The organism is Erythrobacter sp. JK5, from assembly GCF_018205975.1.
Classification (GTDB): Bacteria; Pseudomonadota; Alphaproteobacteria; order Sphingomonadales; family Sphingomonadaceae; genus Erythrobacter.
In genome coordinates this window covers 2,461,095-2,485,282 of the sequence record NZ_CP073577.1, presented here as the reverse complement: position 1 = coordinate 2,485,282, position 24,188 = coordinate 2,461,095, and the positions used below count along the sequence as shown (strand labels likewise).

26 protein-coding genes are annotated in these 24,188 nt (G+C 64.8%); 14 read left to right on the top strand and 12 right to left on the bottom strand.

The annotated features are described in order from the left end of the window. Window positions 1-63: 63 nt before the first annotated feature. From KDC96_RS12045 to KDC96_RS12025, 5 genes are all read left to right on the top strand, one after another. The gene (locus KDC96_RS12045; protein WP_212448662.1) at window positions 64-249 is read left to right on the top strand and encodes a hypothetical protein; all 186 of its coding nucleotides are present in this window, start codon (window positions 64-66) and stop codon (window positions 247-249) included. Further along, window positions 249-1,655 (top strand): putative O-glycosylation ligase, exosortase A system-associated, encoded by a 1,407-nt coding sequence (locus tag KDC96_RS12040; RefSeq protein WP_212448661.1) that lies wholly within the window; start codon window positions 249-251, stop codon window positions 1,653-1,655. The genes KDC96_RS12045 and KDC96_RS12040 overlap by 1 nt, the downstream gene beginning before the upstream one ends. Before the next feature lie 101 nt (window positions 1,656-1,756). Next, on the top strand, window positions 1,757-2,206 hold the full coding sequence (locus KDC96_RS12035) for a MaoC family dehydratase (RefSeq protein WP_212448660.1): 450 nt from the start codon (window positions 1,757-1,759) through the stop codon (window positions 2,204-2,206). 113 nt (window positions 2,207-2,319) lie between these two features. Next, the gene (locus KDC96_RS12030; protein ID WP_212448659.1) at window positions 2,320-3,501 is read left to right on the top strand and encodes an acetyl-CoA C-acyltransferase; all 1,182 of its coding nucleotides are present in this window, start codon (window positions 2,320-2,322) and stop codon (window positions 3,499-3,501) included. Window positions 3,502-3,762: 261 nt separating this feature from the next. Continuing rightward, the gene (locus tag KDC96_RS12025) at window positions 3,763-4,368 is read left to right on the top strand and encodes a DUF4126 domain-containing protein (RefSeq protein ID WP_212448658.1); all 606 of its coding nucleotides are present in this window, start codon (window positions 3,763-3,765) and stop codon (window positions 4,366-4,368) included. 104 nt (window positions 4,369-4,472) lie between these two features. Here KDC96_RS12025 and KDC96_RS12020 read toward each other — a convergent pair whose 3' ends face one another. Then, entirely contained in the window at window positions 4,473-5,708 is a 1,236-nt protein-coding gene (locus KDC96_RS12020) for a polyhydroxyalkanoate depolymerase (protein ID WP_212448657.1), read from the bottom strand. 182 nt (window positions 5,709-5,890) lie between these two features. Between KDC96_RS12020 and KDC96_RS12015 the strand changes: the two genes are divergently transcribed. From KDC96_RS12015 to KDC96_RS11995, 5 genes are all read left to right on the top strand, one after another. Further along, window positions 5,891-7,708 (top strand): ABC transporter transmembrane domain-containing protein, encoded by a 1,818-nt coding sequence (locus tag KDC96_RS12015; RefSeq protein WP_212448656.1) that lies wholly within the window; start codon window positions 5,891-5,893, stop codon window positions 7,706-7,708. A gap of 119 nt (window positions 7,709-7,827) precedes the next feature. Continuing rightward, complete coding sequence (locus tag KDC96_RS12010) at window positions 7,828-10,005, top strand: M13 family metallopeptidase (protein WP_212448655.1); 2,178 nt, start codon at window positions 7,828-7,830, stop codon at window positions 10,003-10,005. 73 nt (window positions 10,006-10,078) lie between these two features. Continuing rightward, a complete protein-coding gene (locus KDC96_RS12005; protein ID WP_212448654.1) occupies window positions 10,079-10,873 on the top strand; it encodes an undecaprenyl-diphosphate phosphatase in 795 nt (264 codons plus the stop codon). Window positions 10,874-10,963: 90 nt separating this feature from the next. Then, window positions 10,964-11,221, top strand: a complete 258-nt coding sequence (locus KDC96_RS12000) for a hypothetical protein (RefSeq protein WP_212448653.1) — start codon at window positions 10,964-10,966, stop codon at window positions 11,219-11,221. Between the two features lie 91 nt (window positions 11,222-11,312). Beyond that, complete coding sequence (locus KDC96_RS11995) at window positions 11,313-11,564, top strand: hypothetical protein (RefSeq protein ID WP_212448652.1); 252 nt, start codon at window positions 11,313-11,315, stop codon at window positions 11,562-11,564. 71 nt (window positions 11,565-11,635) lie between these two features. Here KDC96_RS11995 and phhA read toward each other — a convergent pair whose 3' ends face one another. Further along, a complete protein-coding gene (phhA, locus tag KDC96_RS11990) occupies window positions 11,636-12,577 on the bottom strand; it encodes a phenylalanine 4-monooxygenase (protein WP_212448651.1) in 942 nt (313 codons plus the stop codon). A gap of 59 nt (window positions 12,578-12,636) precedes the next feature. Between phhA and ppk2 the strand changes: the two genes are divergently transcribed. From ppk2 to KDC96_RS11975, 3 genes are read left to right on the top strand one after another with little or no spacing between them, the layout of a single operon-like run. Next, window positions 12,637-13,416, top strand: coding sequence for a polyphosphate kinase 2 (ppk2, locus tag KDC96_RS11985; RefSeq protein WP_212448650.1), 780 nt, complete (start codon window positions 12,637-12,639; stop codon window positions 13,414-13,416). A 56-nt stretch (window positions 13,417-13,472) separates the two neighbouring features. Then, entirely contained in the window at window positions 13,473-14,378 is a 906-nt protein-coding gene (locus KDC96_RS11980) for an SPFH domain-containing protein (RefSeq protein ID WP_212448649.1), read from the top strand. A 21-nt stretch (window positions 14,379-14,399) separates the two neighbouring features. Continuing rightward, window positions 14,400-14,600, top strand: coding sequence for a toxin-antitoxin system HicB family antitoxin (locus KDC96_RS11975; RefSeq protein WP_212448648.1), 201 nt, complete (start codon window positions 14,400-14,402; stop codon window positions 14,598-14,600). On the opposite strand, the gene KDC96_RS11970 is transcribed toward KDC96_RS11975, so the two are convergent. The 6 genes from KDC96_RS11970 to KDC96_RS11945 form a co-directional block, all read right to left on the bottom strand. Further along, entirely contained in the window at window positions 14,597-15,442 is an 846-nt protein-coding gene (locus tag KDC96_RS11970; protein WP_212448647.1) for a MaoC/PaaZ C-terminal domain-containing protein, read from the bottom strand. The two genes, KDC96_RS11975 and KDC96_RS11970, sit on opposite strands and share 4 nt — an antisense overlap. Next, window positions 15,442-16,668 (bottom strand): acetyl-CoA C-acetyltransferase, encoded by a 1,227-nt coding sequence (locus KDC96_RS11965; RefSeq protein WP_212448646.1) that lies wholly within the window; start codon window positions 16,666-16,668, stop codon window positions 15,442-15,444. The genes KDC96_RS11970 and KDC96_RS11965 overlap by 1 nt, the downstream gene beginning before the upstream one ends. Further along, on the bottom strand, window positions 16,668-17,912 hold the full coding sequence (locus KDC96_RS11960) for a CoA transferase (RefSeq protein ID WP_212448645.1): 1,245 nt from the start codon (window positions 17,910-17,912) through the stop codon (window positions 16,668-16,670). The genes KDC96_RS11965 and KDC96_RS11960 overlap by 1 nt, the downstream gene beginning before the upstream one ends. Before the next feature lie 90 nt (window positions 17,913-18,002). Beyond that, window positions 18,003-19,205, bottom strand: a complete 1,203-nt coding sequence (locus KDC96_RS11955) for an acyl-CoA dehydrogenase family protein (protein WP_249171781.1) — start codon at window positions 19,203-19,205, stop codon at window positions 18,003-18,005. Window positions 19,206-19,263: 58 nt separating this feature from the next. Then, window positions 19,264-19,533 (bottom strand): hypothetical protein, encoded by a 270-nt coding sequence (locus KDC96_RS11950; protein WP_212448644.1) that lies wholly within the window; start codon window positions 19,531-19,533, stop codon window positions 19,264-19,266. Next, window positions 19,517-19,834: a hypothetical protein gene (locus tag KDC96_RS11945; protein ID WP_212448643.1), complete on the bottom strand. Its 318-nt coding sequence runs from the start codon at window positions 19,832-19,834 to the stop codon at window positions 19,517-19,519. The genes KDC96_RS11950 and KDC96_RS11945 overlap by 17 nt, the downstream gene beginning before the upstream one ends. 170 nt (window positions 19,835-20,004) lie before the next feature. Between KDC96_RS11945 and KDC96_RS11940 the strand changes: the two genes are divergently transcribed. Continuing rightward, complete coding sequence (locus tag KDC96_RS11940) at window positions 20,005-20,970, top strand: right-handed parallel beta-helix repeat-containing protein (RefSeq protein WP_212448642.1); 966 nt, start codon at window positions 20,005-20,007, stop codon at window positions 20,968-20,970. Between the two features lie 3 nt (window positions 20,971-20,973). Here the strand turns inward: KDC96_RS11940 and KDC96_RS11935 are convergent, their stop codons facing one another. From KDC96_RS11935 to KDC96_RS11920, 4 genes are read right to left on the bottom strand one after another with little or no spacing between them, the layout of a single operon-like run. After that, window positions 20,974-21,696, bottom strand: a complete 723-nt coding sequence (locus tag KDC96_RS11935) for a tetratricopeptide repeat protein (RefSeq protein WP_212448641.1) — start codon at window positions 21,694-21,696, stop codon at window positions 20,974-20,976. A 32-nt stretch (window positions 21,697-21,728) separates the two neighbouring features. Then, window positions 21,729-22,241 (bottom strand): GNAT family N-acetyltransferase, encoded by a 513-nt coding sequence (locus tag KDC96_RS11930; RefSeq protein ID WP_212448640.1) that lies wholly within the window; start codon window positions 22,239-22,241, stop codon window positions 21,729-21,731. Further along, the gene (ribA, locus tag KDC96_RS11925; RefSeq protein ID WP_249172020.1) at window positions 22,238-23,320 is read right to left on the bottom strand and encodes a GTP cyclohydrolase II; all 1,083 of its coding nucleotides are present in this window, start codon (window positions 23,318-23,320) and stop codon (window positions 22,238-22,240) included. The genes KDC96_RS11930 and ribA overlap by 4 nt, the downstream gene beginning before the upstream one ends. Beyond that, window positions 23,317-24,105: an exodeoxyribonuclease III gene (locus KDC96_RS11920; RefSeq protein WP_212448638.1), complete on the bottom strand. Its 789-nt coding sequence runs from the start codon at window positions 24,103-24,105 to the stop codon at window positions 23,317-23,319. The genes ribA and KDC96_RS11920 overlap by 4 nt, the downstream gene beginning before the upstream one ends. Window positions 24,106-24,188 lie beyond the last annotated feature (83 nt).

The window sequence follows — 24,188 nt, the reverse complement described above, 5'->3', positions numbered from 1 at the left end:
CTGCCCTCGGCTAAGGGGTGTCGGCAGTGCAGGCGACCGCGCCTGCCGGACAAAAGCGACGCCATGATCGATTACTTCGCCCTCGCTCTAGGACACGGCCTGATGGCCGTCGCGCTGTTGCGCCTGTTCTTCCGTCCGGATCTCGAAGTCGATCCGCTGCTGCGCGATCTCGCCGACGAGGCCGACCGCAAGCGGCGCGAGGCTACCCAGGCCGCGCGCCACTCTCGTCGGCAGGGCGCGGACGGCTGATGCTCGACCTGATTTTCCTCGCGTTTATCGGCTATGTGCTGTTGCTGGGATTGCGCCGCCCGTTCCTGTGGGTGCTGCTCTACGTCTACATCGACATCATCGCCCCGCAGAATATCGGCTACGCGCTGATCAAGAATATCCCGGTGTCGCTGATCGCGTTCGGCGCGGCGTTCGGGGGATGGCTGATGCTCGATCGCAAGGAGGGCCTGCGGTTCTCGCTGCGACAGGCGCTGATTCTCGCACTGTTGCTCTATTGCTGGTGGACGACGGGCCATGCCGATTTCCCCGAGCCAGCTGCGACCAAGTGGGACTGGGTGTGGAAGGCACTGCTGTTCGCGATCTTCCTGCCGTTCACCATCACCACCCGGGCGCGGCTGGAGGCGCTGGCGCTGATGATGGTGCTCGCGGTCGCCACGATCGTGATCGGCACCGGGATGAAGACGGTGCTCGGAGGAGGCGGTTACGAAAACCTCAAATTCTTCGTCAACGACAACAGCGGCATCTACGAAAGCTCGACACTGGCAACGGTCGCGATCGCGCTGACACCAATGATCGCGTGGTTCACGCGGTTCGGCACGGTCTTCCGGCCGCACTGGGCGGTCACCGTGTTTGCCGTTCTGCTGATTTTCGCCTGCCTGATGGTGCCGATCGGAACCGAAGCGCGCACCGGCCTCGTCTGCATCGCCGTGCTCGGGGTGTTGCTGCTGCGCTATGTCAAGCGGCGCGTGCTGTTCGCCGCGGCGGGCGCCGCGCTGGGACTGGTGGCGCTGCCGTTCCTACCGCAGAGCTATTACGAACGGATGGCGACCATCGCGCAGCCGGGGGGCGATGAAAGCGCCTCGACCCGGGTGGCGGTGTGGAGCTGGACGCTGGAATACGTGGCGGACAAGCCGTTCGGCGGCGGGTTCGACGCCTATCGCGGCAACCGCTTCACCTACGAAATGCCGGTCCGACAGGAAGTCGGCAACACCACCTCGGTCGAATTCAGGGAAGTGACCGACGAGGCCCGCGCCTATCATTCGGCGATCTTCGAGCTGCTCGGCGAGCAGGGCTGGCCCGGTCTCGCGATCTGGCTGCTGCTGCACGGGCTCGGCGTGTGGCAGATGGAGCGCGTGCGCGCACGCTGGAAAGACCGACGCGAGGAGGCCGAGGCGTGGATCGCGCCGATGGCGACCGCGCTGCAACTGGCGAGCATGGTCTATATCACCGGCGCGCTGTTTCAGGGGATCGCGTACCAGCCGGTCATGCTGATGATCGTCGGCCTGCAGATCGGGCTGCACAACTATTGCCGACGGATCGATTCGGCGCGGGCCGCGCTGGAGCGCATCTCGCGTTTGGCTCCGGACGAGAACCCGACGCCGAAGCAGTCGCGCAACCGGCGGGCTCCCGATGCCGTAACGGCATAGAAGCGAGCGTTGCGCTCGGCTTTGTCCCCTGCCATGAAGCTCCCGAAACAGCTCCGCGAGGGCGGGATTCCTGAGCCTCGCGCAATAGATGGAGGAGCCCCATGACCCCACAGGATCTGGCCGCGAAAGTCGGCGAAAACATCGGCACCAGCGAATGGGTCGAGATGACTCAGGAAAAGATCAACATGTTCGCCGACGCGACCGGCGATCATCAGTTCATCCACGTCAACGAAGAAGCCGCCAAGATGACGCCGTTCGGCGGCACTATCGCGCATGGCTTCATGACGCTGTCGATGATCCCCTATCTTTCCGCCAACAGCGACATTCCGAAGCTCGACGGGATCAAGATGGCGGTGAATTACGGCGGCAACAAAACCCGCTTCATCAGCCCGGTGCGTTCGGGCAAGCGCATTCGCGGCCACTGGAAACTGACCGAAATGGCCGAAAAGCGCCCCGGCCAGTGGCAGCAGACCTGCGAGATCACGATCGAGATCGAAGGCGAAGACAAACCTGCCTTGATCTGCGAATGGATGACGCTGTTTTTCGTTTAAGCCCGGTGTGAGCTCCCGCGCAGGCGGGAGCCTCCCTCGGCTCTCGGCCCGCTGCCAAGTTCAACGAGATCCCCGCCGTCGCGGGGACTCGCATTCAACAGAGGAATTCCCCCATGTCACGCGACGCAGTCATCGTCTCCACCGCCCGGACCCCGATCGGGCGCGCCTACAAGGGCGGCTTCAACGCCACGCCCGGTGCCACACTCGGCGCCTATTCGTTCAAGCCCGCGGTCGAGCGCGCCGGGATCGACCCGGCGGAGATCGACGACGTGGTGTGGGGCGCAGTGCTTACGCAGGGCACGCAGGCGGGCAATATCGGTCGCCAGGTCGCGCTGCGCGGCGGTGCCCCGGTCACCGTCGCCGCCCAGACCATCGACCGCCAGTGCTCGTCGGGCCTGATGGCGATCGCCACCGCGGCCAAGCAGATCGTGGTCGACAATATGGACATCGTCGTGGGCGGCGGCCAGGATTCGATTTCGCTGGTCCAGACCCCCGAAATGCGCGTCGCTCCCGATCCTTCGCTGATCGCGATGCACAAGGACGTCTACATGCCGATGCTCGGCACTGCCGAGACCGTCGCCGCGCGTTACGGCATCAGCCGCGAAGTGCAGGACGAATACGCGCTGCAATCGCAGATGCGCACCGCCGCAGGGCAGGAAGCGGGCAAGTTCGACGACGAGATCGTGCCCGTGACCACCACCATGATGGTCAAGGACAAGGAAACCGGCGAAGTCAGCCAGCAGGAAGTGACCATCACCAAGGACGAGGGCAACCGCCCCTCGACCACGCTCGAAGGGCTCGCCTCGCTGAACCCGGTTATGGGGCCTGGCAAGGTCATCACCGCCGGCAATGCTTCTCAGCTGTCCGACGGTTCATCGGCAGCCGTGCTGATGGAAGCCAAGCTCGCCGAGCAGAAGGGCTTGTCGCCGCTGGGTCGCTATGTCGGCATGGCGGTCGCGGGTACCGAGCCCGACGAGATGGGCATCGGCCCGGTCTTCGCGATTCCTAAGCTGCTCAAGCAGACCGGCCTCAAGATGGACGATATCGGCCTGTGGGAGCTGAACGAAGCCTTCGCGGTGCAGGTGCTCTATTGCCGCGACAAGCTCGGCATCGATAACGACATCCTCAACGTCAATGGCGGCTCGATCTCGATCGGCCACCCCTATGGCATGACCGGCGCGCGCTGCACCGGCCACGCGTTGATCGAAGGCAAGCGCCGCGGCGCCAAGTACGTCGTCGTCACCATGTGCGTCGGCGGCGGTATGGGTGCAGCGGGGCTGTTCGAGGTTTTCTAGGCGCTGTTTGTCGCTCGCGGTAGGCGCGCTGGCGCGCGCAACCTGCGTAGGGCGGCCTGACCGGCCGGCGCGCAGTCGCGCTTTGACTGCCGTGACCAGGATCGAGAGGCGGTGCGGGAGCGGTCCCGCGCCGCCTCTTTCTCTTCGTCATTGCGAGCGAAGCGACGCAATCCAGTTCCGAAGCTGGATTGTCGCGCCGACTTCGCCGGCTCGCAATGACGAAGTATTGAGTTTCCGGCATGTTGCGCGCATCCTCCCCCAATGGGGATCATGGAGATCATCGGGATTGCGGGGAGCGTGAGCCTGCTTTCGGGCTGGCGGCTTTACCTGTGCGTGTTTGCGACCGGGCTGGCAATGCGGCTCGACGCGCTGCCGGTGCCCGAGCATTTGGCCAGCCTCGCCGTGCTCGAAAACCCCTGGGTAATGGGAATCGCGGCATTTGGCGCGCTGGCGGAATTTTTCGCCGACAAGGTGATGTGGCTCGACAGCGCGTGGGACACGATCCACACGTTGGTGCGCCCGGTCGGCGGCGCGTTGCTGGCGCTGGCGATCGTCGATCCGTCGGACCCGGCAATGCAGGTGGTTGCGTTCCTGCTCGGCGGCGGGGCCAGTTTTCTCGCGCATGGCGGCAAGGCCAGCGCGCGGGCAGTGGTCAACACCTCGCCCGAGCCGGTCAGCAACGTGATGGCGTCCACGACCGAAGACGTGGCGACAATCGGCCTGTTGTGGCTTGCCTACGAATACCCGGTTGCGGCCGGAGTGATCGCGCTGGTGCTGCTGGGGCTGGTCGTGTGGCTGCTGCTGTGGGCGCGGCGGGTGATCAAGCGATTGTTCTTCAGGGCGCCGAAGGTCGGATCACCGCCCTGAATCCGTCAGCGTGAGCCGAAGGCACGGCGATCCATCGTCGAAGGTCGCCGACTGCGGACTCGCGGATTGCCGCGCAGCCGCTTCGCGACTGCCCGCAATGACCGTCACGAGTGTTGAGCGATGAATTCCTCGACCACCGGTGCGACCTTGTTGCGCCAGCGGCTGCCGTTGAAGATGCCGTAATGCCCGGCGCCTTCGGCCATGTAATACCGTTTTTTGTTCTCTGACAGGCCGGTCGCCAGCTTCAGCGCGGCCTTGGTCTGGCCCAGCCCTGAAATATCGTCGCGCTCGCCTTCGATCGCGAGCAGCGCGGTGTCGGTGATCCTGGTCAGATCGACGACTTCGCCCTTGTGTTCGAACGTGCCGTTGGGGATCGAGTGCTTCTGGAACACCTCCTCGACCGTCTGGAGGTAGAACTCCGCTGTCATGTCGCACACCGCGCGGTATTCGTCGTAGAAATCCTTGGTCGCCTGCGCGCTCGCATCGTCGCCGGTCGTGAGGTGTTTGAACATCTCGTAATGGCTCATCATGTGGCTTTGCAGGTTCATGCTCATGAACGCCGAAAGCTGCATGAAACCCGGATAGACCTTACGCCCCGCCCCGCGATAATTCATCGGCACGGTCGCGATCACGCTCTGGCGGAACCACTCGATCGGGCGCTCCATCGCGTGGTTGTTGACCGTGGTCGGGCTTTCGCGGGTGTCGATCGGGCCGCCCATCATCGTTAGCGTCTTCGGTGTGGCGGGTGACTTGTGCAGGTTGAGCAAGGCGGTCGCGGCGTAGGCCGGAACCGAAGGCTGGCACACCGCCATCATGTGGGGGCGCTCGCCGTCGCCCTCGACGACGATCTGTTCGAGGAAGGCGATCAGGTAATCGATGTAGTCGTCGAGATCGAAATGACCTTCGTGCAGCGGCACTGTTTTCGCATCGGCCCAGTCGGTGATGTAGACGATGTAGTTCTGCAGCATGCGCTCGACCGTGCCGCGCAGCAGCGTGGCATAGTGCCCGCTCATCGGGGCAACGATCAGCAGTCGGGGCGAACTCTCGGGCAGTCCGGTGTGACGGAAGCGCTTGAGATCGCCGAACGGACGATTGACCACAGTTGCTTCCTCGACCGGGTGGACCTCGCCGTCCTTCTCGATCTCGGTGATGGCGAAGGCGGGCTTGCCGTAATGCGCGGTGGCGTGCGCGAACACGTCGAGCGCGTTGGCCATCATCGGACCCATGCCGGTGTAGCCCAGCGGATTGGCCGGATTGGTCAGCATTTCCGCGCTGATGGAAGCCATCGCGCTGACGCTGTTCAGCCAGCTGCGCTGGATTTCGTAGGCCTGATAGAGCATGGGCGCCCCCTTTCAGAATATCGAGCGCGCGACCTTGTATGCCGCTCGAATGCCGATCCCCATGGGTGCGGAAATGGGGGTTTCCGAGCGATTGTGCAATGCACAATCGGTTTCGGCTCACCACCTTTCCTTGCGACTGTGCGCTTTTTACACGTGAAAAAGATGAACGCGGGCCCTAGATCATGCCCGCAATGGACGGGGAAACCGAAGAACTGGAGCGGGTCGAGCCAGCGGACACCGCCAAGCGCCGGTCGCTTGCGCCGCTGCGCATGGTCTATCGCGAGGCGGCCAAATATCCGCGCCAGATCGGCCTTGCGCTGCTCGCGCTGCTGGTCACCGCGCTGGCGACATTGGCGATTCCGTGGCGTTTCAAGGTGATAATCGACGAGGCGTTCGGCGGCACGGCGAGCCAGGCCGATATCGCCACCGCGTTTCAGTATCTGATGATGATCGTGGTGGTGCTCGGCATCGGCACCGCGATGCGATTCTATTTCGTCAGCTGGATCGGCGAACGGGTGGTCGCGGACATCCGGCTCAAGGTGCAGCGCAACCTGCTGCGCCTCTCCCCCAGTTTCTACGAAGACAACAGCCCCAAGGAAATCTCCAGCCGGATGACGTCGGACACCGCGATTATCGAGACGGTGGTTGGCACGACGGTTTCGGTCGCGCTGCGCAACACGCTGACGGGCATCGGCGGCATCCTGCTGCTGCTCTATCTCGCGCCGACGCTGACGCTCGGCCTGCTGATCGGAATCCCGGTCGTCATAGTGCCGATCATGTTCTTCGGTCGCAAGATCCGCGCGGTGTCGCGCTCCAACCAGGATCGGATTGCCGATGTCGGGGCCTATGTCACCGAAGTGCTGAGCGGCATGAAAGTGGTTCAGAGCTTCGGTCAGGAAGAGCGCGAAAGCGAGCGTTTCGGCGGCGTCGTCGAGCGGACGTTCGAATCCGCGCGCAAGCGGATCGTGCTGCGCGCCATCATGACCTCGGTGGTGATCGTGCTGATCTTCGGCGGGATCACCATGGCAATGTGGCGCGGGGCGATTGCCGTGACCGAAGGCGCGATCAGCGGCGGCACCATCGCCGCTTTCGTGCTGACCGGCGGCCTGGTCGCTGGGGCGTTCGGCGCGCTGACCGAGGTCTATGGCGATCTGCTGCGCGGGGCCGGGGCGGCGAGCCGCCTTGCCGAGCTGCTCGAAGCCAGGCCCCAGATCGCACCCCCGGAGCGACCCGAACGCCTGCCCGAACCGGCGCGCGGAAGCCTGTCGTTCCGCAATGTCACCTTCCGCTATCCCGCGCGACCAGAAACGCCCGCGCTGAAGGATTTCAGCCTCGAGATCGAGCCGGGCGAGACCGTGGCAATCGTCGGCCCGTCGGGCGCGGGCAAATCGACGATCTTCCAGCTGGTCGAGCGGTTCTACGATCCGCAGGCGGGCACCATCCGGATGGACGGAGTGCCGCTGACCAAGGCCGACCCCGCCGATATCCGCGAGCGGCTCGCCTTCGTACCGCAGGACGGGGTGCTGTTCAGCGCCAACGCCCGCGACAATCTGCGCTACGGCCGGTGGGAAGCTTCCGACGAGGAAATCTGGGAAGCGGCGCGCGCGGCCAACGCCGAACGCTTCCTGCGGGCGTTGCCCGAGGGGCTCGACACCTATCTTGGCGAGGGCGGGGCGCAGCTTTCGGGCGGGCAGCGCCAGCGCGTGGCGATCGCGCGCGCGCTGCTGCGTGATGCGCCGATCCTGCTGCTCGATGAAGCAACAAGCGCGCTCGATGCCGAGAGCGAGCAACTGGTCCAGCAGGCGCTCGACGAATTGATGAAGGAGCGCACCACGCTGGTGATCGCGCACCGCCTCGCGACCGTGCGCAAGGCCGACCGGATCGTGGTGCTCGATGAAGGCGCCATCTCCGAACAGGGCACGCACGACGAGCTATCGGCGCTGGGCGGGCTCTACGCGCGACTGGCGCGGTTGCAATTCGCGGCTTCGGAGGCCGCCTGATCCTCGCGATTTTTCGACCAAGCGCGCGCGCCGTCTGACAAGCGACAACATGAGCGCCGAGCGCCGATTAAACACGCGCTTGCAGACACGTCGCAACTGCCAATCGGGGACTCGCAAACATGATCCAGAAAACCGCCATTCTGTGCGCCGGCGTTGTCGCGCTCGCCCTTTCCGCTCCGGCGATGGCCGGGGAAGCGCCGCTCGATGCAGCCGCCATCGAAACGCTGCTCGACGATGGCGACACCGCCGCAACGCAATCGTCCACCCCCACCATGAGTTTCGGCAGCTGGGGCGTCGATCCGGCGCTGCTGTCGGACGCGGTCGATCCGGGCGACGATTTCTTCGCCTACGTGAACCGCAAATGGCTCGATGCGAACCCGCTCCCGGCGGAGTTCAGCCGTTTCGGCGCGTTCAACCTGCTGCGCGAGAAATCCACCACCGACGTAAAGGCGCTGATGGACGAGCTCATCGCCAGGGATCCGGCGACGCTGAGCGCGGATGAGAAGCGCATCGTCGACATGCACAACGCCTTCCTCGACACCGACGCGATCGACGCGGCGGGGCTTGCTCCGGCGCAACCCTATATCGATGCGCTGGCCACGGTGTCCTCGATCGAGGAGCTGGCGATGCTGTGGGCGGAGCCGGGCTATTCGAGCCCGCTCGGCGGTTTCGTCAATGTCGATGCCAAGCAGCCCGATCGCTACGTCGCGTATCTCGGCAGCGACGGCATGGGCCTGCCCGATCGCGACTACTATCTCGACGACAGCGAGCGCGGTCGCGAGATCCAGGAAAAATACAAGCAATATATGGCGCTGTTGCTCGAGGCCGCGGGCTACGAGGACCCGGCCGCCGCGGCGCAGGCGGTCTACGCGCTGGAAGACCGGATCGCGCGCACCATCGCGTGGGATCGCAGCGTCCGCCGCAACCGCGACCTAACCTACAACGCGGTGAGTGCCGAAGAGCTGCGGGCAATGGCGGGCGAGTTTCCGGTCGCGGCGATGCTCGCGCGGATCGGCTTGGACGCTTCGCCGATCTTCGTGATCGGTGAAATGCCGCCGACCGAGGAAGAGATTGCCGAGCTCGGGCTGACGGAAGAGACGCTGGCCAAGATCGGCAAGGGCATGCCGGGCATGCTCGAACTGCTCAACGGCACCCCGCTGGCGACGCTGCAGGCGTGGTCGATCAAGGAATTCCTGTCGGACCGTTCGCACCTGCTGCCGAGCAAATACGACGAGGCGCAGTTCGAATTCTACGGCAAGCTGCTGCAGGGAACGCCCGAACAGCGCCCGCGCTGGAAGCGTGCGATCGCTGCCGCCGAAGGGGCGCTGGGCGAACTGATCGGCAAATCCTATGTCGAGCGCTATTTCCCGCCCGAAAACAAGGCGGCAATGTACGAGTTGGTCGCCAACCTGCGGCTCGCGGTCGCCGAATCGATCGACGAGATCGAGTGGATGGGCGAGGAGACCAAGGCGCAGGCGCTGGAAAAGCTCGCGAGCTTCGACCCCAAGATCGGCTATCGCGACAATCTCGAAACCTATCCGGGGCTCGAGGTTTCGCCCGACACCCCGCTCGCCAACGAGATTGCCGCCGATGCCTGGGCGCTGGCGGACAATATCGCCAAGCTGGGCGGACCGATCGACCGGACCGAGTGGTTCATGCTGCCGCAGACGGTCAACGCCTATTACAATCCGACCAAGAACGAGATCGTGTTTCCCGCCGCGATCCTGCAACAGCCGTTCTTCGCGCTGACCAATGATCCGGCGGTCAATTACGGGGCGATCGGCGGGGTGATCGGCCACGAGATCGGCCACGGGTTCGACGATCAGGGATCGAAATACGACGCCACCGGCAAGCTGCGCAACTGGTGGACCGACGCGGACCGCGCCAATTTCGATCGGCGCGGCGATGCGCTGGTCGAACAGTACAACGGTTTCTGTCCGCTCGACGAGGGCGAGACCTGCGTCAACGGCCGGTTGACGCTGGGCGAAAATATCGGCGACCTTGGTGGACTGAGCCTCGCCTATCGCGCCTACAAGATCGCGACGAAGGACACGGAGGTGCCGGTGATCGACGGGCTGACCGGCGACCAGCGGTTCTTCCTCGCCTGGGCGCAGGTGTGGCGTTCGGCGCAGCGTGAGGAGAACTATCGCCAGCGGCTGCGTACCGACAGCCATTCGCCCGAGGAATACCGGGTGAACGGCGTCGTGCGGAACATCGACGCCTGGTACGAAGCATTCGGCGTGACGCCCGATGATGCGATGTACATCCCGCCCGAGGACCGCGTGCGGATCTGGTAGCGCAGCCTGCCGGGTGACGGTCGGGCAACAAAAAAATTGACACGATCCGCGCTTCCGCCATGGAGCGCGGGTCATGACATTCCTCCAGCTGCTGATCATCGCGGTCGTCCAGGGGATCACCGAGTTCCTGCCGATTTCCTCGTCGGGTCACCTGATCCTGATCCCGTTCCTGACCGATTTCCCCGATCAGGGGCCGATGATCGACGTTGCGGTGCATGTCGGATCGCTGCTGGCGATCATCATCTATTTCTGGCGCGACGCGCTGGGACTGGCGAAGGGCGGTTTCGCCACGATCGGGCTGGGCGACGACCCGTTGCAGCGTCGGCTGTTCTTGTGGGTGCTGGTGGGCACGATCCCGGCAGTCGCGTTGGGCCTGTTCCTCAAGCTCGGCGGGTTTCTCGAGGGCTTCCGTTCGACCGATCTCGTCGCCACCAACCTGATTGTTTACGGTGTGCTGCTGGGGCTGGCCGATCGCTTCGGGCGGCAGGAAAAGAGTTTCGAGGATGTCACGCTGCGCGATGCGATCCTCGTCGGCCTGGCCCAGGCTCTGGCGCTGATCCCCGGCACGAGCCGTTCGGGGTCGACCATGACCGCGGCCCGCGCGCTGGGATACAAGCGGGTCGAAGCGGCGCGGTTCTCGTTCCTGCTCGCGATCCCGGCGGTGGCCGGTGCCGGGCTGCTCGCGGTGCTCGATCTCGCCGAGGCCAGCGTGCAGATGCAGGCCGATGCGCTGATTGCGGGGGTGATGACTTTCGTGGCCGCGTTTCTCACCATGGCGTTTTTGATGAACTTCCTCAAGCGTGCGTCAATGCTGGTGTTCGTGGCCTATCGTATCGCGATGGGCTGCGCGCTGCTGTATTTCTTCTGAAACCTTGGATGCGCGCCGGCGACCGGAACCAATCGACGCAGGCGGGGTTATGCCAATGAACGTGAAACTGTAACTCTGGATGGACACTCGATGGCGTTAATTGTTCTCATCCTGCTCGGCGCGATGGTCGGCTGGCTGGCATCGATCCTGGCCCGGACCGAGGAAGCGAGCGAGATCTTGCGACAGATGGCGCTCGGCGTAATCGCGTCGGTGGTGGCGGGGCTGTTTGCCAATTCCGGCACGGTTCTGGGCGGGCTGTCGCTGCTCGCGCTCGGCGCGGCGAGCGTCGCTGCGGTTCTCGCCATGATTGCGTATCACATGTTGCTGCGCCGCCGTATTGGCGTCTAACAGGGTTTCCGGAGAGTCGCCGCGCCAAAGCACTTTGCGCACCGCGACTTACCAACATGCCACACCGTCGTGGCAACAACTGGAGGAAATCATGAAATTCACTCTCAAGCAGGCAACCACTCTTTCGCTGGCTGCGCTGGGCCTTTCGCTCGCGGCATGCGACGGACCGCAGGAAGAAGCCATGGAAGACGCGGCCGAACAGCAGGAAGCGGAACTCGATGCCACTGCTGAGGCCATGGAAGACGCTGGCGCACCCGAAGCGCAGGTCGAAGCCGTTGAAGACAAGGCCGACGCCGTCGAAGACGCCGGCGAAGAAGCTGCCGACGAAATGGACGGCATGTAACCGATCAGCGCATCGCGCGTATTGTGGAAAGGCGCCGGAGCGATCCGGCGCCTTTTTCATTGGGTCGCATGTCAGACCGGCTTCGCGCCGCTGCCGCGCCCGCCGCGCAGGTGGTATTCCTGCGTCCCGCGATCGCGCACGTTGTCGACGTCGATCACTGCCGTATTGGCATAGGTGAAGCTCGGTCCGAGACTGCGGTACAGCCGGTCGAAATCGCGCTCGACCGTCTGGCGGTACAGGTCTTCGAAGCTTTCGATCACGAAATAGGTCGGCTGCAGGTCGCTGATGACGTAATCGGTGCGCATCACCCGGTCGACATTGAGCATGATGCGGTTGGGGCTCTGCGCCTCGACGGCGAACACCGCTTCGGTCGGTCCCGACAGGATGCCTGCGCCGTAAGCGCGCAGATCCTTGCCATGTTCCAGGATCAGGCCGAATTCCACCGTGTACCAGTACAGGGATCCGAGCGCCTTCAGGTGGTTGTAGCGCATCGCCTTCCACCCGGCGCGGCCGTATTCCTGCATGTAATCGGCGAATACCGGATCGGTCAGCATCGGCACGTGGCCGAACACGTCGTGGAAGACGTCGGGTTCCTGAATGTAGTCGAAAGTCTCGCGGGTGCGGATGAAATTGCCCGCCGGGAACCGGCGATTGGCGAGATGCCAGAAGAACACGTGATCGGGGATCAGCATCGGAACGGGCACGACGCTCCACCCGGTAAGCTTGCCGAGCTCTTCGCTCAATTCGCCGAAGTCGGGCACCCCGCCGCGCGACAGGTCGAGCTTTTCGAGCCCGTGCATGAACGCGCTGGCCGCCCGGCCCGGAAGCACCTGCATCTGGCGCGCAAACAGGTCGTCCCAGACCTGGTCGTCCTCGCTCGAATAGCGTGTCTGCGCCGGTTCCAGCCAGTCTTCGCCGACATGGTCGGGCTTTTTCAGCGGCGCAGTGAACACCTCTGCCGGGAGCGCGGGGAGCCGGCTGAAATCGGTTTCATCGGTCGCAAGAGTAGCCATGGTGCTGGATGTGATACTACCACTGCGGCGAAACAAGGACAAACATCGCAGGAGCGCGCATGAAGCTGAACGGCAAGGACTATCGCAGGCTGCTGGCCCCGTTGACCGAAGAACTGGTCGGCATGTCGCGCTGGGCGAGAACGACGGGCGCGCGGATCGTCGTGCTCTTCGAGGGGCGCGACACTGCGGGCAAGGGAGGGGCGATCCGCGCCGTTCGCGACAAGCTGAACCCGCGCCAGTGCCGCACGGTTGCGCTGGGCAAGCCGACCGACGACGAGCGCGGGCAGTGGTATTTCCAGCGCTATGTGCAGCATCTGCCGACAGACGGCGAAATCGCGCTGTTCGATCGCAGCTGGTACAATCGCGCCGGGGTGGAATGGGTGATGGGCTTTACGCCCGAACACCAGGTCCAGCGGTTCCTCGATCAGGTTCCGACCTTCGAAAAGCTGCTGACCGATGACGGTATCTTGCTGTTCAAATACTGGCTGACGACCGATCAGGACCGGCAGGAAGAGCGGCTGAAGGAACGGCTGGAAGATCCGCTCAAGCGCTGGAAGCTTTCGCCGATCGATCTCGCCGCGCGCGAGAAATACGACGCCTACACCGAGGCTCGCGAACGGATGCTGGAGAAAACCCACACCCCGCACGCCCCGTGGACGCTGGTCGATTTCAACGATCAGAAGCGCGGGCGGCTGACCTTGATCCGGCACCTTCTCGATCACCTGCCCGATATGCACGTCGCGCCGCCCGAGATAGAATTTCCGGATCTGGGGCGCGAACCCATGGCCGAGCGGTACGGCGTCCTGAAGCCTATCGAAAGCTATCCGATCGGGGATTGACCGCCTACAGCACGTGATATAAATATGATATCGTTAATATATCACGGGAGGGGAAAATGACCGACTCGACCAAAGCGATGGCCGCCAGCCGGGAGCGGCCCGGTTCGGCCTTTAACGGATATACGATGCTGCTGGCGTTGCTGGCGATCGTGGTGTTTGTGATGGCATTGGTCGTCACTTCGACATTGCAGGCGGTCGGACCCGCGCTCGGGGTGTCGCTGCTGGCGCTGTCCGCGCTGTCGTTCTTCCTGATCGCGATCGGGTTCTTCATGATCCAGCCCAACCAGGCGGTCGTCATCACGCTGTTCGGCGAATATCGCGGAACCGTGCGGTCGGAGGGGCTGCAGTGGATCTGGCCGTGGATGGGTAAGAACAAGCTCAGCGTGCGGGCGCACAACATCCATTCGGAACGGGTCAAGATCAACGATCTGCGCGGCAATCCGATCGAGGTCGCCTGCAACGTCGTGTGGCGCGTGGCAGACAGCGCGCAGGCGGTGTTCGATGTCGACGACTACAAGGAGTTCGTGAACATCCAGATCGAAGCCGGATTGCGTACGGTCGGCGCGCGGCATCCCTATGACGACATGTCTGACGAGGACGAGACGACGCTGCGCGGCAGCGCCGACGTGGTGAATCGCGAGCTGCGCGAGGAATTGAACGACCGGCTCAAGGTCGCGGGCATCCACGTCGACGAGGCGGGCCTGACCCACCTCGCCTACGCGCCCGAAATCGCCGGAGCGATGCTCCGCCGCCAGCAGGCCGATGCGGTGATCGCCGCGCGCAAGAAGGTGGTGATCGGCGCGGTCGGCATGGTCGAGGACGCGCTCGAAAAGCTGTCGGCCGACGGTATCGTCCAGCTCGACGACGAACGTCGCGCGGCGATGGTGTCGAACCTGATGGTGGTGCTGTGCGGTGACCGCGAAGCCCATCCGGTTGTCAACACCGGCACGCTCTACCAGTAATCCGCAGGACGGGAGGCAGCATTGGCTGCACCTTCGAAGAAGGCATTTGCGCTCCGGCTCGATCCGGCGGTCCATGCTGCGGTAGAGCGGCTGGCGGGCGCGGAACTGCGATCGGCCAATGCGCAGATCGAAGTGCTGCTGCGCGAGGCATTGGAGCGGCGCGGGATCGCGGTTGGGCGGTCGGATGCGCCGCGCAGGGGTCGACCTCCGAAGGAGGGTTAGACGCTGGCCTTTGCCTTGGTGACCTGGCGACCATCAGCGGCGAAGGCGGCCATTTCGTAGGCGTTCCCGACTTGGCGCATCACCAGGTGCAGCGGCTCGTCCGAAATCGCCGGTGACACCCCTCGGAATTCAAATCGAGCCAACCGGTTCTCGCCGAGTTCACGCGCGGCAAGCTGGAGCAGAAGGCTCGCGGTGAGTGGCCCGTGCACCACCAGCCCGCGATAGCGCTCGACATCGCGCGCATACGGCGCGTCGTAGTGAATCCGGTGGCTGTTGAAGGTCAGCGCCGAATAGCGGAACAGCAGACGCGGATCGGGGGTGATGTCGCGATGCGCGTCCCACTCGGACGGATCGAATGACGCTTCGACTGCTGCGGGAGGACTGAGCGGCGCATCGGGCGGCGCAGCCTCGCGATAGACCAGAGTCTGCGTCTCGCGCACCGCGAGCGTCCCGTTGGCGCGGGTTTCGTGCTCGATCTCCACGAAGACGAGCGGCCCCGCGCTGCCTTCCTTCTCCTTGATCGAAACGACTTTGCTTACGCGCTCGATCGACGCGCCGATGAATATGCCTTCGAGGAACGTGATCGCGCTCGCGGCCCACATCCGGCGCGGCAGCGGGACGGGAGGCAGGAAGCCGTCGGGGCTGTCGTCGCGGCGCGGGTGCCCGTCCTCGCCCAGAACTGCGGTCGGCGCGTCGGGCGTGCACAGCGCGAAGTGGATGCCTTGCGGCAGCGCGTCGCTGGATGGCAGGTCGAACGCTGCCAGCCACCGTGCCGCCAGCGCATTGTCGAGTTGGTCAGTGGCGCGGGTCTCGCGCCCGATCCAGGCGTCCCACTCGCCCATCACACCGCCCGTTCAAACACCGCAGCGATCCCCTGACCTCCGCCGATGCACATGGTTTCGAGGCCATAGCGCACCTCGCGCCGATGCATTTCGGCGGCCATGTCGGCGAGGATGCGACCGCCAGTTGCGCCGATCGGGTGACCGAGCGAAATGCCCGAGCCGTTGACGTTGAGAATGTCGCGACGGCTGTCATTGTCGGACCAGCCCCAGCCTTTGAGAACCGCGAGCACTTGCGGCGCGAAGGCTTCGTTGAGTTCGACCAGCCCGACATCGTCCCAGCTGTAGCCGCGCCGTGCGAACAATCGCTCGACCGCCGGGACCGGGCCGATCCCCATGCGCGAGGGGTCGCAGCCCGCCGCCGCCCAGCCGCCGAACCACAGCGAAGGCGTCAGGCCGAGTTCCTCCAGTCTGTCCTCCGCCACCACCAGGCACGCCGCCGCCGCGTCGTTCTGCTGGCTGGCATTCCCGGCGGTAACGATCGCGTCGGGGTCGCGCTTGCCATCAATCGGGCGCAGTTGGCTAAGCGTCTCCATCGAGGCGTCCGCGCGGTAGCCCTCGTCGTGATCGAAGGTCACCGGATCGCCGCGCCGTTGCGGAACGTCGACTGGGACGAGGTGATCGCCGAACTTGCCCGCTTTCCACGCCGCCGCCGCGTTCTGGTGCGACCGCACCGCATAAGCGTCGGCCTGATCGCGGGTTATGCCGTAATCCCTGGCGAGGTTTTCTGCCGTTTCGATCATCCCGGTGATGATCCCAAACCGCTCGATCGGCTGGCTCATCAGCCGCCCGCGCGACAGGCGGTCGTGCAGCGTGATGTCGCCCATCCGCGCGCCGCCGCGCCCTTGCAGCGTGTAGTGCTCGACATTCGACATGCTCTCGCATCCGCCCGCGACGACGACGTCCGCCATGCCTGTTTCGACCATCATCGCGGCATTGGCGACCGCCTGCAGCCCCGAGCCGCAGCGTCGGTCCAGCTGGTATCCTGGCACTTCGAGCGGAAGTCCGGCGGCGAGCCACGACCAGCGGCCGATGGCGGGGGCCTCGGCGTTGCCGTAGCCCTGCGAGAACACGACATCGTCGACGCGCTCGGGATCGATGCCCGACCGCTCGACCAGCGCTTTCAGGATGCTCGCGCCGAGTTCGCCTGCATTGAGGCTGGACAGCCCGCCGAGGAACTTGCCCACGGGGGTGCGAAGGGGGGAAACGATGGCTGCTCTTCTGCTCATCAGCGATACTCGTAGTTGGCGTTCTTATCGGAGCGGGCGACCGTTCCAGCGTCTACTAGCTTGGCAATTGCGCCGCTCGAAAGCCCAAGCCGATCGGCAAGCACTTCCTCGGAATGTTGACCCAGATAGGGCGCCGGGGCCGGGTCACCGACCTCGTGCTCCGGCAGATTCGCGAAGCTGCGCGTCGCTGGGTATTCGAAGCCGGAAGGGTTGGCGGGTGAAGGCCCGAACAGCGGATTGTTCGCCACGAGGTCAGGGTCCTGCGCGGCCTCGTAATGCGAACGATAATGTTCGAAGGTGCATCCATGCGCGGCCATGCGCCTGGAAAGCTCGGCGTAGTCTTCGGCCTCTGCTGCGGCCTGGAAGATATCGAATAACCGATGGCGGTTTTCGAAGCGCGGGCGGTCGCCAGCGTTGAAATCGACGCCCAGCTCCTTCTCGAGCGCTGCGATAGGTTCGGCCACAATGAAGGCTTCGACAAGCCCCGTCCATTGCTTGGGCGTTAAGGCGGCGACCATGAAGCGTTTGCCGTCCTTCGACTGGAAATCGCGACCGAACGCACCCCAGATTGCGTTGCCCAGACGCTGACGATCACTGCCGCGATAGAGCATTTCGGCCAGCGTCCCCGAGTTCGCCATCGTGCCGATCGCAACATCACCTAGCGGCACACGCATTTCGCTGCCATGGCCGGTAGCGGTGCGGTGGTGGAGCGCGGTCATCAGCGAGAAAGCGGAATAGGCGCCGGTGATGAAATCCCAGGCTGGAAGCGGCTGGCTGATCGGAGGGGCGGTTTCCGGGTCCCATTCTTCCGGACCGGTCATCAGCGGATAGCCGCTTGCGGCGTTGACGGTAAAATCCATCGCCTGCCGCCCATCATGCCAGCCCATGATGCGCACACTGATCATGTCATCGCGTTTCGCGGCCATGGCGGCGTGGCTGAGGAAGCTCTTCTCCGGAAGATTGGTGATGCACTGGCCCGTTTTCGCTGCCAACTCCACGCACAGTTCGCGCCCCTCATCGCTGCGCAGATCGAGCGCGACCGATTTCTTCGCCCGGTTGAGGTTCTCCCAGCTGAGCGAGCGGCCTTCCTTGGTCAGCATGTATCGGTCGTAATCGAGCCCGCCGGCCGTGTGATCGACGCGGATCACTTCCGCGCCCATCTGTGCGCAGTAGAGCCCGGCCGTGGGCGAAGCGACGAAGCTGGAGACTTCGATGATCGAGAGGTCGGATAATAATTGATACAATAGTCATCCCCGCGAAAGCGGGGACCCAGAGTCACCCGCCGGACTTGCCAAACTGGGTTCCCGCGTTCGCGGGAATGACGAACAGGAGAATTACCCGTTCGCGGCTTCCCATTCGCGCAGCATGTGCTTGGCGATCTGGAGCTGCAGGATCTGCGTCGTGCCTTCGTAGATGCGGTAGATGCGGGCATCGCGATAGAACCGCTCGGCGTCGTATTCGGCGAGGTAGCCCGCGCCGCCATAGATCTGCACCACCCGGTCGACCACGCGGCCGCACATTTCGCTGGCGAAGACCTTAAACGCCGCTGCCTTGCCGATGATGTTCTCGCCCCGGTCGGCGCGCGCGGTCACGTCGCGCATCATGCATTCGGCGGCGTAGATCTCGGTCTCGCTGTCGGCGAGCATCGCCTGGATCAGCTGGAACCGCGCGATCGGCTCGCCGAACGCCTTGCGCTCGTTGGCATAGCGCAAGGCGCTGTCGAGCGCGCGGCGGGCATAGGCGGTCGCAGCCGCGCCGACGCTGATCCGGCCATTGTCGAGGCTCTGCATCGCGAAACGGAAACCCTTGCCGGTTTCGCCGCCCAGCAGCGCGTCGCCCGGAACTTTCACATCGTCGAGCATGATGTCGGAGATGTGCGAGCCCGATTGGCCCATCTTCTTGTCGGGCGAACCGGTCGAAACGCCCGGCGTGTTCATCGGCACGAGGAACGCGCTGACATGCGCGTTCTTGGGCAGCGCCTCCTTCTCGGTCCGCGCCATGATCAGCGCGACATCGGCGTGCGGCGCGTTGGTGATGTAGCGTTTGGTGCCGTTGAGGATCCAGCCATTGCCGTCGGGATCGGGCACGGCGGTGGTCTGCATCGCGGCGGAATCGCTGCCCGAGCCCGGTTCGGTCAGGCCGAAGCAGGCGATCTTGCCTTCGACCAGCTTGGGATACCATTCGGCGCGCTGTTCCTCGGTCGCGCCGTTCTTGAGCGCGCTGGCGAACATCCCGATATTGATCGAGAAGATCGAACGGAAGGCGGGCGCGGCGTAGCTCATCAGGTTGACCACGCGCGCATATTGCGAGGTGTTGAGCCCGGCGCCGCCATATTCCTCCGGCACCGAGATCCCGAACAGCCCCATGTCGCGCATTTCCTGCACGATGTCGGCGGGTACCGCATCGTTTTCGATCACCTCCGGCTCGGCCGGGATCAGGCGTTCCTTGACGTAGCGTTCGAGCTGTTCGGCAAATTGTTCGAACGTGTCGGGGTCCATGCCGGCATTGAACTGCGTGGCGTCCGCGGGGGCATTCATGTCGTTCTGTTCCTCTCGGGGTGGCGATCGGGTGGGAGATCGCACCGTGTGGCCCGAATCACCCCTCGCCGTCGCCTGTCACTTCGGCGGTTTCTCCGCTCTCGTCGGGCGCATTTGCAGGCGGGGTCGCAACCGTCGGCAGCGCGCCATCGGGCAGCTGCCGTGCATCCAGCATCTCCGCCGCTTCATCGAGCGCGCGCGCCTCGCCTTCGCTCACGCCGCCCGGTCCGCTGCCGCTGCTGCCGCCGTCGCAGGCGGCGAGCAACGCGCAGAAAAGGCCGAGCGCCGCGATCGAGCGGAACGCCATCGGATCAGTCGGTCGGAACACCGGCAGCGGCCTCGGCGGCTTCGGCCGCGGCGGCGGCTTCGGCCGCGACATCGGCCGCGCGATTGGCGGCGCGTTCGGCGGTTTCCTGCGTGACGGCTGCGGTCGCGTCGCTGGTTTCCTCAACCGGGGCACTTGCGGCGCTGTCTTCGACGGGCTCGTCGGTAACCGCCTCAAGCGCCTCGTCGGCGGGCATTTCCACCGTATCGGCGGTCGATTCGGTCGACGCGTCTTCGGTGCTGCCGCACGCTGCAAGCGCAAGCGATACGCCGCCGAGCACGGCCAGGCTGGTCAATTTCTTCATCGGGGTAGTCTCCTCCTTCGATACCGGAAAACCGGTGGATGCCGCTGCATCCGGCCCGGCAGGGTTTAGCCACGCGGGGCGGGTTAAGCCAAGCGCGAAATGCTGGACCGAAACGGCACGATGCCGGAATTGCGGTTGGGACTGCCGGAGCGGCGGCCTATCTTTCGGGCATGGTTCGATTTCCTCCCTTTCCGATGCTGCGCGCGGCTATGCTGGGCGCGATTGCGACCGCCGGCCTTGCCGCCGCTGCGCTTGCCCAACCGGCACCCGCCGCGTTCACCGTCACCGAAACCGGGCGCGGTTTCGACACGCTGCAAGCCGCGATCAATGCAGTCGGCAATCGCCGCGCCACGATCGCGATCGCATCGGGTACCTATCGCCAGTGCGCCGTGCAGGAAGCCGGCGTGATCACCTATGTCGCTGCCGAGCCGGGCAAGGCGGTGTTCGAACGCAGCGCGTGCGAAGGCAAGGCGGCGCTGGTGCTGCGCGGCACGGGAGCGGAGGTTCGCGGGCTGGTGTTTCGCGGCATCGCTGTCCCCGACGGCAACGGTGCGGGCATCCGGCTCGAACAGGGCAGTCTCAACATTGCGGGCAGCTGGTTTCTCGACAGCCAGCAGGGCATCCTGACCGGCAACGATCCGGGCGGGCGGATCTACATCACCCGCTCGACCTTCAGCGGGCTCGGCACCTGCGAGAATTCCGCTGGATGCGCACATTCGATCTATGTCGGCGATTACGGCGAACTGACCGTACGCGAAAGCCGTTTCGAACGCGGCACCGGCGGGCACTATGTCAAGGCCCGCGCGGGCCAGGTCACGATCGAGAACAACTCGTTCGATGATGCGGGCGGCCGCGCCACCAACTACATGATCGATCTGCCCGCCGGAAGCCGGGGCAGCATCGCGGACAACTGGTTCGTGCAGGGACGCGACAAGGAAAACTATTCGGCCTTCATCGCGCTCGGCGCGGAGGAGCGCCTGCATCCCTCTGACGGTTTGCGTGTGTCAGGCAACGAGGCGCGATTCGTCCCCGGCCTGCGCCGATCGAGCACCTTTCTCGCCGACTGGACGGGGTCGCGGGTGGTGATGACGGGCAATGCGCTGGCGGACGGACTCACGCAATACGAGCGGCGCTGAGCCTCAGCTGGGAGAAGAGTCGGTCGGTTCCTCGGCCTCGCCATCGTCCGAAATTTCGAGGCCGAGTTCCTCGGCGATCCGGAAGGCCCGCTCCTGCACCTGACCGAGATCGGTGTCGGGCAGTTCTTCGGCGACTGCGTAGAAGCTCGATTCGCCGTCTTCGTTTCCCATGCCGGCAGATATCAGGAACCACGCCAGCGCTTCCTCCGGATCCTGCTCGACCGCCTGACCGTGGTAGAACATCACCCCAACGCCGCGCACGCCGCCGCTGTCGCCGAGCCGCGCAGCGCGCATGTAGCTCGCCAGGGCGGCATCGTAATCGAGCGGGGTTCCGCGGCCGGTGGCCTGCATCACCGCAAGGCTGACGATGCCGTTGGAGTAATCGTTGGCCGCATTGGCTTCGAACAGCGCGACCGCTTCCTCGAGACTGCCTGAAAGCTTGCCCTCGTCGATCAGCACGCCGAGTCGCCAGCGGGCGTGATCGTCGCCGAGCCCGGCGGCAACGCGGTAATGCGCTTCGGCCGATTCCATGTCGGCCGCGACGCCATTGCCGTTTTCGTAGAACCAACCGAGCCAGTCGTGTGCCTCGGCATCGCCGCGATTGGCGGCGATCTGCGCCCGCTCGAAGGCTTCTTCGTATGCGCCGCGATCGACCATCTGCTCGATCGATTCGTCGGCATTGCCCAGCCCAAAGACCAGCGCGAGCGCCAGAATGATGTACCGCATAGTCGCTTTGCCCCCTTCGCTTCGGGCCTGCTTTAGCGGAAAGCCGGAGGGTAGGATACCTCGCCGCGGGGCAGATCGCCTTCGAGCAGCAGGCACTGAAAGTATTCGGGCGGCGGGCCGTGACAGGTCAGTTGCGGTTCGTGCCGGAAGCCGAAGCGCGGGTAATATTCGTTGCTGCCGAGCAGGACGATGCCCCGCGCTCCGCGCGCGCGCAGATCGGCGATGCCGCGCCGGATCAGAGCGCCGCCAACCCCGCGATGGTGCAGCTCGGGCCAGACCGAAACCGGGCCCAATCCGTACCAATCCCTGGCACCATCGCTTATCCTGACCGGCGAAAACGCGATATGACCGACGATCCGTTCGGCATCCTCGGCGACCAGCGACAGCGTCAGATCGCCGTCCCGCCGCAGCCGATCGATCACGTGGTGCTCGTCGCCTTCGCTGAAAGGCATGTTGCGAAAAGCGGCTTCGGTCAGGCGATGGATCGTGGCTTCGTCGCCCGGCGTTTCGGGCCGGATCGTGATGGCGAGTTCGGGGCCGTTCATTCGAGCAGGTGCCCCGAGCGGTCGCGCTTGGTCGCGAGGTAGCGGGCGTTGTGGGGATTGTCAGGCAGCTGGTGCCGGACGCGTTCGGTCACCGCGATCCCGGCCTCGGTCAGCGCGTCGACCTTGGCCGGGTTGTTGGTCATCAACCGGATCGTCGTCGCGCCGAGCAGTTCGAGCATCCGCGCAGCGGTGGGAAAATCGCGTGCTTCGTCGGGCAGGCCGAGCCGCCGGTTGGCATCGACCGTGTCGAAGCCCTGATCCTGCAACCGGTAGGCGCGCAGCTTGTTGACGAGGCCGATCCCGCGCCCTTCCTGCCGCAGATACAGCAGCGCGCCCCAGCCGCCCTCATTGCGCGCATGGTCGGCCATGGCGTCGAGCGCGGCGTCGAGCTGCGGGCCGCAATCGCATTTGAGGCTGCCGAGAATGTCGCCGGTGAGGCATTCGGAATGCAGCCGCACCAGCGGCGCGCTGTCGCCGCGCTGCTCGCCGATGATCAGCGCCACGTGTTCGCGGGTGTCGGCGGAGGAGCGGAACGCCACGATCTCGGCGTCTTCGCTCGCATTTACGGGCAGGCGCGCGCGGGTAACGATCCGCAGCGCTCCGGCTTCGGCGTAGGCTTCGAGATCGCTTGCGGCGACGGACTGCGGTTCGCCCCCGTCCGCCGGATCGACCAGGAATGCGGGCAGTATGCCCGCGATCCGCGCCAGTTCCATGGCGGCTTCGGCGATTGCGGCCCAGCCGATCGCTTCGGCGCGGAATGGCCCCTTCAAGGGGTTTTTGAGGTCGAGCGCGGGATCGGCGATCGGCACCGCTGCGCCGAGCGTGAACGGCTCCCCGCCCCGGATCAGCACCGGGGTGTGCGGCACGGCGGCATCGAGCTGGTTCGCGAGTTTCAGGGTCGCCGCGCGCGCCGCCGAAATCAACATGCGCTCTGCGCTGGCTCCGCTGGCAATCGCGGTTTCGACCGGCAGCAGCGTTATCGGTTCTTCGGGCCCGCGCTCGAAGACGAGCGGCCAGCCATGGCGCAGCGCATCGACCGCCTGCGCGGCGCGGCGTGCGGGAGACGGCTGCTCGCTCAGAGATCGAACTCCGTGATCAGCGGAATGTGGTCCGAAGGCTTGTCCCAATCGCGCGCATCCTCGAGCACGCGGTGCGCTTTCGCCTGGCGCGCGAGATCCGGGCTGGCCCACATATGGTCGAGCCGCCGCCCGCGATCGTTCTTGCGCCAGTCGGGCGAGCGGTACGACCACCAGCTGAAGTAGCGCTCCGGATCGCGAATATGCTCGCGCCCGATATCGACCCAGCCATGCGCATCGCGGAACCTGCCCAGCGTTTCGACCTCGATCGGAGTATGACTGACGACCTTGAGCAATTGCTTGTGGTTCCACACGTCGCTTTCGAGCGGGGCAACGTTGAAATCGCCGACGATCAGCGTGGGTGCGTCGATCCGGTCTGCCCAGCGGGTCATGCGTGCGAGGAAATCGAGCTTCTGCCCGAATTTCGGATTGACCGCGCGGTCCGGCACGTCGCCGCCGGCGGGCACGTAGACGTTTTCGAGCACCATCCCGGTATTGCCGACCTCGACCCCGATATGCCGCGCCTCGCCATTGTCCTGCCAGTCGTGGCGCGAAACCTCGTTCAGAGGAATGCGGCTGACCGTCGCGACGCCGTGGTAGCCCTTCTGGCCGCACACCGCCTGGTGCTCATAACCAAGCTTCGCCAGCGCCTCGGCCGGGAACTTGTCGTTCTCGCACTTGATTTCCTGCAGGCAGATCACGTCGGGCGCCTGTTCGGCGATGAATTTCGCGACGATCGGCATCCGCAGGCGGACCGAATTGATGTTCCATGTGGCGATCGAAATCATGCGCAGCGACTTAGGATGTGCGGTGCAGAAACTCCACCTTTCACTTTCCCGACGCATTCGCAGGCGATAGCGAGGAACCGTGG

Bases quoted from the DNA above. Each gene is read 5' to 3' on its own strand.
- KDC96_RS11995 (WP_212448652.1), top strand. From the start codon at position 11,313: ATGAAATTCACTCTCAAGCAGGCAACCACTCTTTCGCTGGCTGCGCTG.
- KDC96_RS12025 (WP_212448658.1), top strand. From the start codon at position 3,763: ATGGGGATCATGGAGATCATCGGGATTGCGGGGAGCGTGAGCCTGCTT.
- KDC96_RS12045 (WP_212448662.1), top strand. From the start codon at position 64: ATGATCGATTACTTCGCCCTCGCTCTAGGACACGGCCTGATGGCCGTC.
- KDC96_RS12035 (WP_212448660.1), top strand. From the start codon at position 1,757: ATGACCCCACAGGATCTGGCCGCGAAAGTCGGCGAAAACATCGGCACC.
- KDC96_RS11970 (WP_212448647.1), bottom strand. From the start codon at position 15,442: ATGGGCGAGTGGGACGCCTGGATCGGGCGCGAGACCCGCGCCACTGAC.
- KDC96_RS11920 (WP_212448638.1), bottom strand. From the start codon at position 24,105: ATGATTTCGATCGCCACATGGAACATCAATTCGGTCCGCCTGCGGATG.
- KDC96_RS12010 (WP_212448655.1), top strand. From the start codon at position 7,828: ATGATCCAGAAAACCGCCATTCTGTGCGCCGGCGTTGTCGCGCTCGCC.
- KDC96_RS12005 (WP_212448654.1), top strand. From the start codon at position 10,079: ATGACATTCCTCCAGCTGCTGATCATCGCGGTCGTCCAGGGGATCACC.
- KDC96_RS11965 (WP_212448646.1), bottom strand. From the start codon at position 16,668: ATGAGCAGAAGAGCAGCCATCGTTTCCCCCCTTCGCACCCCCGTGGGC.
- phhA (WP_212448651.1), bottom strand. From the start codon at position 12,577: ATGGCTACTCTTGCGACCGATGAAACCGATTTCAGCCGGCTCCCCGCG.
- KDC96_RS11955 (WP_249171781.1), bottom strand. From the start codon at position 19,205: ATGAATGCCCCCGCGGACGCCACGCAGTTCAATGCCGGCATGGACCCC.
- KDC96_RS11930 (WP_212448640.1), bottom strand. From the start codon at position 22,241: ATGAACGGCCCCGAACTCGCCATCACGATCCGGCCCGAAACGCCGGGC.
- KDC96_RS12015 (WP_212448656.1), top strand. From the start codon at position 5,891: ATGCCCGCAATGGACGGGGAAACCGAAGAACTGGAGCGGGTCGAGCCA.
- KDC96_RS11935 (WP_212448641.1), bottom strand. From the start codon at position 21,696: ATGCGGTACATCATTCTGGCGCTCGCGCTGGTCTTTGGGCTGGGCAAT.
- KDC96_RS11940 (WP_212448642.1), top strand. From the start codon at position 20,005: ATGGTTCGATTTCCTCCCTTTCCGATGCTGCGCGCGGCTATGCTGGGC.
- KDC96_RS12000 (WP_212448653.1), top strand. From the start codon at position 10,964: ATGGCGTTAATTGTTCTCATCCTGCTCGGCGCGATGGTCGGCTGGCTG.
- KDC96_RS11980 (WP_212448649.1), top strand. From the start codon at position 13,473: ATGACCGACTCGACCAAAGCGATGGCCGCCAGCCGGGAGCGGCCCGGT.
- KDC96_RS11945 (WP_212448643.1), bottom strand. From the start codon at position 19,834: ATGAAGAAATTGACCAGCCTGGCCGTGCTCGGCGGCGTATCGCTTGCG.
- KDC96_RS12030 (WP_212448659.1), top strand. From the start codon at position 2,320: ATGTCACGCGACGCAGTCATCGTCTCCACCGCCCGGACCCCGATCGGG.
- KDC96_RS12020 (WP_212448657.1), bottom strand. From the start codon at position 5,708: ATGCTCTATCAGGCCTACGAAATCCAGCGCAGCTGGCTGAACAGCGTC.
- KDC96_RS12040 (WP_212448661.1), top strand. From the start codon at position 249: ATGCTCGACCTGATTTTCCTCGCGTTTATCGGCTATGTGCTGTTGCTG.
- ppk2 (WP_212448650.1), top strand. From the start codon at position 12,637: ATGAAGCTGAACGGCAAGGACTATCGCAGGCTGCTGGCCCCGTTGACC.